The 10,471-nt window shown below is 65.6% G+C and carries 8 protein-coding genes and 1 pseudogene; all 9 read left to right on the plus strand.

From position 1 onward, the window contains the following. Positions 1 to 1,506: a type VI secretion system contractile sheath large subunit gene (tssC, locus tag X727_RS141935; RefSeq protein ID WP_023682611.1), complete on the plus strand. Its 1,506-nt coding sequence runs from the start codon at positions 1 to 3 to the stop codon at positions 1,504 to 1,506. A 51-nt stretch (positions 1,507 to 1,557) separates the two neighbouring features. Continuing rightward, positions 1,558 to 2,007 carry an Hcp family type VI secretion system effector gene (locus tag X727_RS141930; RefSeq protein ID WP_023673716.1) on the plus strand — a complete coding sequence of 150 codons (450 nt, stop codon included), beginning with the start codon at positions 1,558 to 1,560 and terminating at the stop codon, positions 2,005 to 2,007. Then, a complete protein-coding gene (tssE, locus tag X727_RS141925) occupies positions 1,994 to 2,749 on the plus strand; it encodes a type VI secretion system baseplate subunit TssE (RefSeq protein ID WP_023673715.1) in 756 nt (251 codons plus the stop codon). The genes X727_RS141930 and tssE overlap by 14 nt, the downstream gene beginning before the upstream one ends. Positions 2,750 to 2,752: 3 nt before the next feature. Next, positions 2,753 to 4,703: pseudogene (gene tssF / locus X727_RS06790) on the plus strand (type VI secretion system baseplate subunit TssF). Next, positions 4,667 to 5,710 carry a type VI secretion system baseplate subunit TssG gene (gene tssG, locus X727_RS141920; RefSeq protein WP_023673712.1) on the plus strand — a complete coding sequence of 348 codons (1,044 nt, stop codon included), beginning with the start codon at positions 4,667 to 4,669 and terminating at the stop codon, positions 5,708 to 5,710. Before tssF ends, tssG begins: the two are co-directional and overlap by 37 nt. Then, positions 5,707 to 7,191 (plus strand): type VI secretion system-associated FHA domain protein TagH, encoded by a 1,485-nt coding sequence (gene tagH / locus X727_RS141915; RefSeq protein ID WP_023834860.1) that lies wholly within the window; start codon positions 5,707 to 5,709, stop codon positions 7,189 to 7,191. The genes tssG and tagH overlap by 4 nt, the downstream gene beginning before the upstream one ends. Positions 7,192 to 7,194: 3 nt before the next feature. Next, positions 7,195 to 7,647 (plus strand): type VI secretion system lipoprotein TssJ, encoded by a 453-nt coding sequence (gene tssJ / locus X727_RS141910; protein WP_023673710.1) that lies wholly within the window; start codon positions 7,195 to 7,197, stop codon positions 7,645 to 7,647. Between the two features lie 158 nt (positions 7,648 to 7,805). Continuing rightward, positions 7,806 to 9,140: a type VI secretion system baseplate subunit TssK gene (tssK, locus tag X727_RS141905; protein WP_023692181.1), complete on the plus strand. Its 1,335-nt coding sequence runs from the start codon at positions 7,806 to 7,808 to the stop codon at positions 9,138 to 9,140. A 4-nt stretch (positions 9,141 to 9,144) separates the two neighbouring features. Next, entirely contained in the window at positions 9,145 to 10,470 is a 1,326-nt protein-coding gene (gene icmH / locus X727_RS141900; protein WP_023714857.1) for a type IVB secretion system protein IcmH/DotU, read from the plus strand. The last annotated feature ends 1 nt before the right edge of the window (position 10,471 follow it).

A 10,471-nucleotide genomic window follows, 5' to 3' on the forward strand; every position in this document is an offset into this window, starting at 1 on the left:
ATGGCCGAACAGCAAAAGACCGCAGCATCCGTCGCCGAGGCCGAGGCCGTCGATCTCGGTGAATTCAGCCAGCTCTTGGAGAAGGACTTCAAGGTCAAGAAGGACGACAGCGAGAAGCTGCAGCAGCTGGTTCGCAACCTGGCTCTGGCGGCGCAGTCGCGCTCCGAGACGACGACGATTTCGTCCAACTCGATCAAGTCGATCAAGTCGTTGATCGCCGGCATCGACAAGATGCTGACGACCCAGGTCAACGAAATCCTGCACGCGCCGGAAGTGCGGCAGATGGAAGGCACCTGGCGCGGCCTCTGGTACCTCATCAACAACACCGAGACGGATCAGAAGCTGAAGATCCGGGTGATGAACATTTCCAAGGAGCAGCTGGCCGATACGCTCGAAGACTATGAAGGCCAGATGTGGGACCAGAGCCCGATCTTCAAGAAAGTCTACACCGACGAGTATTCGATGCTCGGCGGCGAACCGATCGGCTGCGTCATCGGCGCCTACGAGTTCTCCAACCACCCGCGCGACGTCGGCCTGTTGCGCAACATCTCCGGCATCTGCGCCTCGGCGCACACGCCGTTCATCGCCGCCGCCTCGCCACGGCTGTTCCGCATGGACAGCTGGCAGGAACTGCCCAACCCGCAGGACCTGCAGCAGATCGTCTCCAACCCGGCCTACGCCTCGTGGCAATCGCTGCGCGAGAGCGAGGATGCGCGCTATATCGGGCTGACCATGCCGCGCGTGCTGGCGCGGCTGCCCTACGGCTCGGAGACAGTCCCGGTCAAGGGCTTCTCCTTCGAGGAGGAAGTGCAGGGCGATCACAACAAATATGTCTGGATGAACGCTGCCTTCCCGATGGGCGTCAACATCAACCGCAGCCACAAGCTCTATGGCTGGGGCACCCAGATCCGCGGCGTCGAAAATGGCGGCACTGTGCTTAACCTGCCGGTGCACTCCTTCCCGACCGATGACGGCTCGATCGCGATGAAATGCCCGACGGAAGTCGCCATCGACGACCGGCGCGAGGCGGAACTGGCCAAGCTCGGGCTGATGCCGATCCTGCACCGCAAGAACACCGATCTCGCGGCCTTTATCGGCGCCCATTCGCTGCAGGATGACGAGACGCGGGCGGGCCGCCTGGTCGACCCCGACGCCCAGTCCAACGAGCGGCTCTCCGCCAACCTGCCCTATCTGTTCCCGGTCTCGCGCTTCGCCCACTACCTCAAGGCGATTGCGCGCGACAAGGTCGGCTCGTTCAAGGAACGCACCGACATGCAGATCTGGTTGACCGAATGGATCAACCGGTACGTGCTGGCCAACCCGGCCTTCGCCGACGACAAGGCGCGCGCCAAGCGTCCGCTTGCCGCCGCCGAGGTGCAGGTCGACAGCGTGGAGGGCCGGCCGGGCTACTACAACGCCCGCTTCTATCTGCGCCCGCACTACCAGCTGGAGGGCATCAATGCCTCGCTCAGGCTGGTGTCGGAATTGCCGTCCGTGAAGACCTGATTGCAGCAACCAAACCTTTGTTTGAAAGCGTGGAGAACGAAAATGCCCACAATGAAGATCGACGGTTTTCTGAAAGTTCCGGATATCAAGGGGCCCAGCACGCGCGACGGCCATGACGACGAGATCGAAATCCATGGCGTCGATTACAAGATGGTCGCGCCCTACGACCCCAATTCCCTCTCGCGCCGAGGCCGCGTGTCGATGGGCATGATCAAGTTCACCAAGCACTACGACAAGGCCTCACCCTATCTGGCCAAGGCCCTGTTCGAAAACAAGGCGCTGGACGAGGTCAAATTCTCCGCTCGGCGGACCATCGACGGCGAGAGCAAGGACTATCTGGTCGTTACCCTGACCGACGCCTCGATCATGGAATACGACATGTCGCAGGCCGATGATGAAGCCGACCTGATCCAGGAGGAAGTCTCCTTCGCCTACAAGAAGATCAAGTTCGTCTATGACGACAATGACGAAGCCGAAATGGATGTCTATGTCGGCAAGTGAGGGGCGAGCAAAGCGCCCTGCCGCCGACAAGGTACAGGCGGGCGGTTCACGGGCCAAGCGCGAGGCGGTACAGCCTTCGCTGTGGGACCGCCTCGTCAACGACCTGCCGGGCCTGAGCTCGGAGATAGACGGGCTCAGGCAGGCTCTGCAGGAGGAGCTTGGCGCAGAGCGCCTGGACGAGCTGCTGGCAGACGGACCGAGGCGCATCGACGCCGATGACGCATTGAACCCCGATCAGAAGCGCCGGTTGCACCGGCTGGCGTTTCAGAACCGGCACCGTGGCGAGCTTGAAAGCCGAGGCATCGTGGTGTCGCCCGATGTGCTGCGCGAGGCCGTGCGGCGCGACATCGAGGCGCTGTTCAACACCGAGCGTTTCGAATCCGCGCCGCTGCTATCCGATCTCGAGGCCGAGCAGATGACCGACAGTCCGACATCGCTGGCCGACTTTCCGGAGGTGCGCCGCAGCGTTGTCAATTATGGCGTGCCGTCCTTCTCCGGCCGGTCGTCGCGCGACTTCGATCGCGATGTTCTGGCACGCGAGATCCGCGCCGTGCTCGCCGCATTCGAGCCGCGGCTGAAGGAGAGCGCGACGAAAGTCACGGTCAACCTCGGCGACAAGACCGGCCTGAAGATCGAGATCGACGCCGTGCTGATCATGACGCCGACGCCCGAGCGCATGCGCCTGCGCACGACGATCAATCTCGACAACGGACTGGCGCGCACCGAGTTCAGGGAAGCCTGAGAGATGGACCGGGTCTTCGTAGAATATTACGAGGAGGAACTGTCCCACATACGCGGGCTGGCGGCGGAGTTCGCCGACATGCATCCGGCGGTTGCCCGCAATTTGTCGCTGGATACGGTGCCGTGTCCCGACCCCTATGTCGAGCGGCTGCTCGACGGCGTCGCCTTCCTCGCCGCGCGCACGCGCCTGAAGGTGGATGCCGAGCGCTCGCGGTTTTCGCGCAGCATCCTCGACGTGCTTTATCCCGATCTCGTCACGCCGGTGCCGGCAACCGCCATGGTGGTGCTGAAGCCCGGCCAGCAGGTGCAGACAATGCTTGCCGGCCACGTCGTCAAGCGCGGCACGCGGCTGGTCTCCAGCCTGCAGGCCGGCCTGTCGACACGCTGCACCTTCACCACCGCGCAGGACATGACGCTGTTTCCGATCGCGATCAGTTCGGTCGGCTATTTCCAGGACCGCAGCGCGCTTGCCGCCGCCGGCATCGGCCCGATCGCCGGCAAGGCCGGCGAAGCGGCACTTCGCATCACGCTGGCGCGGACCGGCAAAGGCAAGCTCGACGAACTGGCGCTCGACCGGCTCGACTTCTATTTCGCCAACCGCACCAAGGCGCCGCTAATCTTCGACGCCATCTTCGGAGTCTGCTCTGGTGTCGGCGCTCGACCGGAAGGCAAGACCAATCCATTGTCGCCGCTACCGCCGCCGGAGATGGTCGGCATTGCCGATGCCGAGGCGCTGATGCCGCGCACGCGGCCGACCTTCGAAGGCTACCGCCTGCTGCGCGAATATTTCATGATGCCCGAGCGCTTCCATTATGGGCGCGTCACCGGCTTGCTGCCGGTCGTGCGCAAATGCCAGGCCGGGCTCGAAATCATCTTCCTGTTCCGGCGTCCGGTGCCCGAACTCGCCGATCTGACGCCGGCGGATTTCGATCTCTTCGCCACCCCGATCATCAATCTCTTCGAGCGCGAGTGCAACATCGTCGAGCTCGACCAGCGCAAGACACGCCAGGTGCTGCATGCCGACCGCACGCGGGCGCGCGACTTTGAAATCTACCGCGTCATCCGCGTCGAAGACGCCGATGCCGAGGGACCCGACGCGGAGATACCGGAACTCTTCAGCCTTGGGCAAAATCGCGGCAGCGGCTGGGTCTATTCGACGGAGCGGCGGCCGCGCCGGCCGACCGAGGACGAGCGGCGCCAGGGCGTGACGCGGACCTCCTATGCCGGCGACGACGTCTTCCTGGCGGTGTCGCGCCCAGTCAACAGTCAGGCCAACCGGCCGCTCAAGCGCGTCGATATCATGGCGCTTTGCACCAATCGCGACCTGGCCATCCTCGACGACACGCCGACCCTGACGCTGGAAGCCGGCGACCCTGTGGAGACGGTCCGGCTGCTCGGCGCATTGCGTTCGCCGCAGCCGGCGATCCCGGCAGCGCTGCCGACCGGCGCCGACGGCGAGTCGCGCGCCGACGACCTGGCCTGGCGGCTGGTGTCACAGCTGGCGCTCAACTTCCTCAGCCTGGCCAAGGAAGGCCGCGGCGTCGATCCGCTGCACGCGCTGCTCGATCTCTATGCCGAGCGCGGCGACCCNCAGCCTGGCCAAGGAAGGCCGCGGCGTCGATCCGCTGCACGCGCTGCTCGATCTCTATGCCGAGCGCGGCGACCCCGGGCTCGCCCGCAATGTGCGCTCGATCGTGCGCATCGACTCGCGCGCGGTGATCGAAAGGCTGGCGATCGAAGGGCCGATGTGCTTCGGCCGCGGCACGGAAGTGACGCTGCATGTCGACCAGTCGGTGCTGGCGGGACAGAGCACTCTGCTGCTGTCGGGCCTGCTGTCGCGGCTGTTTGCCCGCCATGCCGGCATTAACGGGTTCGTGCGCACGCGCACGCGGTTGCTCCAGAAACAGGAGGATGTGCCATGGCCGATGACGCCCGGCAATCGCTACCTGATCTAGAGCGAGCCGCAACCCTGTCCGAGAGTTTCGACTTTTTCGAACTGCTGCGCCGGCTCGAACGGCAAGGCGGCCTGTTCGGCCATTCCGGCCGGCCGGACCGCGAGCCGGCAAGGCTCGGCCAGAATGTGCGGCTGTCCTTCGCAGTGCAGGACGTGGTGGATTTCCGCGAGCCGACGGACAAGTCGCCGGCACGCGTCACGGTCAACAATCTCGGCCTGCTCGGACCCGAAGGGCCGATGCCACTGCATCTGACGCGCTGGGTGCTCGATCGCCTGTCGCAACGCTGGTATGCCGGCGCCGAGGCGCGGCAGACGAGCGACACGACCTTCGTCGATTTTGTCAATATCCTGCAGCACAGGATGATCGCGCTCTACTATCGGGCCTGGGCGGATGCGCATCCGGCTGTGCAGGTCGAACGCGGTGTCGGCGGCCGCGTCCGTTCCATGCTGGAAGCGATGGCCGGCATCGGGCTGCCGGGCACGCAGGATGCCGAACTCGATACAGTAAAACTTCGCCAGGCCGCCTCGCTCGCTGCCCAAGTCGACGGCCCCGAGCGACTGACGCTGTTCCTGGCCGAAGCCTTCAAAGTGCCGGTGGTGCTGAAGGAGTTCGTCGCGGCCTGGATGACCATCCCCAAGGCGCTGCAGACGCGGCTTGCCGGCAGCTATGCCACGCTCGGCCGCAGCGCCACCATCGGCCCGCGCAGCTTCAGCCGGCAGAGCCGCATCGAGCTGCGCATCGGCGCGCTCAGCTATATCGATTACAAGGCCTTCCTGCCGGGCGGTGAGCGGCTGAAGCTGTTGAAGCAGGCGGTGCGCGACCTGATCGGCGAGACCATCGATGTCGATCTCAGGATCGTGCTTGCGGCAAAGGCAGTGCCGCCGGCGAAGCTCGGCACCGTCCAGCTTGCCCGCACCACCTGGCTGGCGCGACCGGTCGAAAAGGGGGACGCCGACGACATGCGGTTGCGGACCATCGTCGGCTGGCGGGAAGAGGTGGCGGCATGAGCCTGCTTCTGATTCTCGAACAGGGACCACGCGCGCAAGTCACGCGGCAGGCGCGGCTGGACGAGGGCGAGCTGGTAATCGGCCGCAGCGCCGACGCCGACTGGCAGATCAACGATCCCGACATGTTCGTCTCGCGCGCCCACTGCAAGATCACCAGCAAGCAGGGCGGCTATTTCGTCACCGATACCTCCAGCAGCGGGTTGTTCATCGACGATGCCGCCAGCCCGCTCGGCGCGGGAAATACCGCGCGCCTGCAAAGCGGCATGCGACTGCGACTGGGCGACTATGTGGTGTGGGTCGATTTGCAGACGGCGAAGACCGAGGCGCCGGCCTCCAGGCCTTCAGCGCCTGCCAGTAAGCCGGCGGCGTCGCGGGCGCCGGTCAGCCTCGGCGGCGACGATTTCTTTTCGTCCACCACGGAAGAAGAGCCGGGACGGCCACGCCCTGCCAACCTGCCCGATCCATTCGAAAAGCCGGTGCCCGGCGCATTCGCGCGTGCGCGGTCCGATGAACGCAGCTCGCAGGCGTTCGACGATCCGTTCAGCCTCGACCCTGTGGCAACGCCGGTGGCCGAGCCCACTGACAGAAACGGCGCCAAGCCATCGTTCGACGATCCCTTCGGCCTCGACTCCGCGCCGCGGTCGAGAGAGCCGAGCAGATCCAATCCTGAGAAGCTGCCGGCCTACGATGACGGGTTTGGTTTCGGCCCTGCCGGGTCCACCAGCCTCGACGCCGGCGTGACGGATGGCGGTGCAACCGATGCGCCCTCGCCTGCCCCCTCTGCAGCGCCCTGGGATCTGCCAGTCCGCGCGGTCGAGCCATCGCCACCGCAGCCACCGCCTCCCCCGTCTCCACCGCCACCACGCGCTCCTGTCCGCCAATCCGCGGCGCGGCCGTCAGCCGGACCGTCGGACGCGGAATTGCGCGCCGCTTTCCTGCGCGGCATGGGCATGGACGAGGCCGATTTTCCCGGCGGCGATCCGGTGGCCGACATGGAAAAATTCGGCCGCGAGTACCGGCTGATGATGGAAGGGCTGATGCAGCTTTTGCGCAAGCGCGCCGAAGAGAAGGGCAACGCTCGCGTCGCTCAAACGGTGGTTGGCGCATCCGAAGTCAACCCGCTCAAATTCCTGCCCTCGGTCGACGATGCGCTGGTAACCATCCTGGCCGAGCGCAGCCCCGGTTTCCTCGGCGCCGAGGCGGCGATCAAGGACGCGGTGCGCGATCTGGCGCAGCATCACGTTCGCGCCTGGCGCGGCGTGCAAGGCGCGCTCAAGCGCATGATCGACCGCTTCGATCCGGCGGCGATCGAGCAGGAACTGAAGTCGAGTTCGGCGATCGGCAATCTGCTGACCGGCGGGCGCGGAGCCAAGCTCTGGGAGTTGTACCAGAAACGCCACCGTGAAATCGCTCGCAGCGCCGAGACGCGTTTTCTGGGCGAGATCGGCGCTGATTTTCGTGATGCATATGAGGAGGACTGAGACATGATCGACAGACGCGAATTTATCCTTGCCATCGGGGCGACGGGACTGCTGACGGCTTGCCAGAGCGGCCCGCCGAAACCATCCGTCATCACAGTGAATCTTGCCGGCGGCGCCGGCATGAACCCGGGACCGGGCGGCGGCGACAGGCCGGTGACGGTGATGATCTTGCGCCTGAAGAGCACCGGCGCCTTCAACTCGGCCGACTATTTCGCCCTGCAGGGCGGTGCCGGCGCGGCACTTGGCGGCGATCTCATCGGCTCCGACACGGTTTCCGTCGGACCCGGCAAGACCGCATCGAAGACCATCACGGTCGAGCCGGAAGTGGCAGCACTCGGCTTCGTCGCGCTGATCAGGGAACCCGGCGGACGCAACTGGCGCACGACCAAATCGGTTTCGCCGGGATCGAAGTTCACGGTCAATGTGAAGCTCGGCAGCGGCGGGATTTCCGCCTAAAGCGCGTCGCGTTTGAACGGATTCAGGCGACGCGCTTTAGATCTTTATTTTTATGCATGTCGTTCTCTCAAAACCGTGACCACTTTTGAGCGACATGCATGGGCGGCAAAAGTCCGCAAGCCGCGCAACATGATGAGCAGGAAGCAGAGAGTGCCGGCATGAGCGATGCAAACAGGGTGCTGTGGTCGGAGGGGCTTTTCCTTCGCACCCAGCATTTCCAGCAACAGGACCGCTTCTTCGAAGCGACGGTGCGCGGCGCCTTGCAGGCCGGGCATCTGCATACGTTCGGCTTTCGAACGTTGACGCTCGATCAGGCACAGCTCGATGCCGGCCAGATCTCGGTGCTTTCGGCGCGCGGCATCTTTCCCGACGGGACGCCGTTCGCGATCCCCGAGACGATGGATGCGCCGCGGCCGCTGGCGGTGACGCCGGAGATGGGCGCTGGACCGGTGCTGATAGCGCTGCCGCTCGAGCCGCCCGGCGGCGTCGGCTTCGACCCCGCTCACGCCGAGCCGTCCGGCGCGCGCTATCGCGGCCGGATCGTGTCGGTGCGCGACGCCGTGCATGGCGGCTCCGATCCCGAGGAAATCGAGATCGCACGGCCGCAGGCGCTGTTGCTTACGCCGGGCACGGCCGTCGGCGGCTACACCGCGCTGCCGGTGGCCGAACTCAAGGGCGTGCGCGCCGATGGCGGCGTGGCCTTGGACGACACCTTCCTGCCGCCGACCTTGGTCATCGGCGCGGCGTCCTGGTACAGCCGGCTGCTTCAGGAAGTGGTCACCGGCCTCGACCAGATCGCCGAGGCGCATGGCAAGATGGTGCTGGGCGGCCCCGGGCGCAGCGTCGAGGATCTTCTGATCCTCAATTTAGTCAACGCCGCGCGGCCGCGGCTGGCGCACATGCTGGCGCAGGACGTGTTCCATCCGGCCGAGGTCTATATGGAGCTGGCCGGCCTTGCCGGCTCGATGGCGACCTATGGCTCGAGCGCAAGGCGGCTCGGCGAACTGCCTGTTTACGACCATATGGCGCCCGGCCCCGCCTATTCGGCGCTGGCCGATGCGCTGCGTTCGCTGATCCTCAGCCTGCGCTACATCGAGCCAAAATCGCGCGCCCTGCCGGTCATGCGCCATGCCACCAATGTGTGGAAGATCCGCATCGACAACCCGAAACTTCTGGTGGCGAGCCGCATCGTGGTGCGGATCGGCTCTGAACTGTCGGAGGATGCCTTGCGCAAGATTTTCGTCAACCAGGCGACGGTCGGCTCGGCCAGCGAATTCGAAGGGCTGTGGAAGTCACGCCTGCCCGGCATTCCGCTAAAGCCACTGCATTCGCAGCCGCGCGAAATTCCCTATGACGGCGACCGGCTGTGCCTCGAACTCGACCAGAAAAGCGAGCACTGGGCTTCGCTTCTCGAAGCGCCCGGTTTTGTGATCGGCGTTTCGGGCGTGCTGCCCAGCGAACCGCAGGTCGACTGCTACTCGGTCAACAGGTGAGATGATGAGCAGGGACGATCCATTCGGACTGTCCGAGGATCGGGAGCGGACGCGCATTCGGCTGAGCGGAGCGCCGACGCCGCGCGCCATGCCACTGCCGGCGTCGGGCGTCACCGCGAAGCGCTCCGCGCGCGCGCATCCGAACGTGCTCGTCAATGCGTTCTCGCCGCTGCTGGAATTTGCACCCGAACTGGAAAACGCGCAGCCGCCGGAGAACCCGGAAGCCCTTCGCACCAGGCTGCTGGAAGAACTCGTGCGCTGCCGCGACGCCACGATGGCGCAAGGGTCGTCGCTCGAACGAGCCGACCAGGCGGCGTGGCTGGTGGCTGCGTTGCTCGATGATCTGGCGCTGAATACGCCGTGGGGCGGCGCCAGCGCATGGCCGCGCCAGCCGCTGGTGGTGATGCTGCGCGGCGACGTCGATGCCGGCGCGCAGTTCTTCGCCCGTCTCGAAGAGCTTGAGCGCCATCCCAACCGCGACCGCGAAATGCTGGAGTTGCAATATCACTGCATGGCACTCGGCTTCCGCGGCAAATATCGCGTACCTGGCCGCTCCGGCGACCGTTCGCTCAATGCCGTGCGTGTGGCGGCCGCGCGTTTCCTGCGCGACAGCGACGCCGAAGGCGCACCGCTGTCGCCCAACTGGAAGGGCGTGATCGCCTCCGACGAACCGCAGCGCTTCATCGTGCCGATCTGGGTGATGGTTGCGGCAGCGGCGGTGATGGCGACAGCCATCCATATCGGCCTGTCGATGAGCCTGAGCAGCCAGGCGGTCGAGCTTTCGGCGCTGGTTCGCGCCTTGCCGCCGCCGACGCGTACGGATGTCACCCGCGCTTCGCCGAAGGTCGACGCGCCGCCGCCGGTGGCCGTGGATTTCGCGCTGCTGCCGGAATTCCAGGCGGCGGCGCCGGATGAGCTCAAGAGGGCGCTGAGCGGCACGGAGAGCGTGTCGCTGGCGCGGCTGGTCATCCAGGCCTCCAATCCCGAACTCTTCCAGTCGTCGCGCGCGCAGCTGACAGACGGCTTCGATCCGCTCATCGCCTCGGTCGCCAAGGTGATCCTCGAGAACCAGGAGCTGATCGGCGATATCACGGTGGTCGGCCACACCGACGGCGTTCCCTTGCAAAAGACCAACCCACTGTCGACCAACCAGCGGCTGTCGGAAGCCCGCGCCGCGGAAATTGCCGATATTCTGATTCAGAACGGCGTGCCGAAGGAGCGCGTGCGCTCCGAAGGCCGGGCCGCCACCGATCCGGTGGCCGACGACGGCACACGCGAAGGCCGGGCCTTGAACCGCCGCGTCGAAGTGCTGGTCGAAAAGAGGCTGTGAC

It is taken from the genome of Mesorhizobium sp. L103C105A0, from assembly GCF_000502215.1.
Taxonomy (GTDB): Bacteria; Pseudomonadota; Alphaproteobacteria; order Rhizobiales; family Rhizobiaceae; genus Mesorhizobium.

Excerpts from the sequence above, each read along its gene's own strand:
- tssG (WP_023673712.1), top strand. The coding sequence starts at position 4,667 with ATGGCCGATGACGCCCGGCAATCGCTACCTGATCTAGAGCGAGCCGCA.
- tagH (WP_023834860.1), top strand. The coding sequence starts at position 5,707 with ATGAGCCTGCTTCTGATTCTCGAACAGGGACCACGCGCGCAAGTCACG.
- tssJ (WP_023673710.1), top strand. The coding sequence starts at position 7,195 with ATGATCGACAGACGCGAATTTATCCTTGCCATCGGGGCGACGGGACTG.
- tssE (WP_023673715.1), top strand. The coding sequence starts at position 1,994 with ATGTCGGCAAGTGAGGGGCGAGCAAAGCGCCCTGCCGCCGACAAGGTA.
- X727_RS141930 (WP_023673716.1), top strand. The coding sequence starts at position 1,558 with ATGAAGATCGACGGTTTTCTGAAAGTTCCGGATATCAAGGGGCCCAGC.
- icmH (WP_023714857.1), top strand. The coding sequence starts at position 9,145 with ATGAGCAGGGACGATCCATTCGGACTGTCCGAGGATCGGGAGCGGACG.
- tssC (WP_023682611.1), top strand. The coding sequence starts at position 1 with ATGGCCGAACAGCAAAAGACCGCAGCATCCGTCGCCGAGGCCGAGGCC.
- tssK (WP_023692181.1), top strand. The coding sequence starts at position 7,806 with ATGAGCGATGCAAACAGGGTGCTGTGGTCGGAGGGGCTTTTCCTTCGC.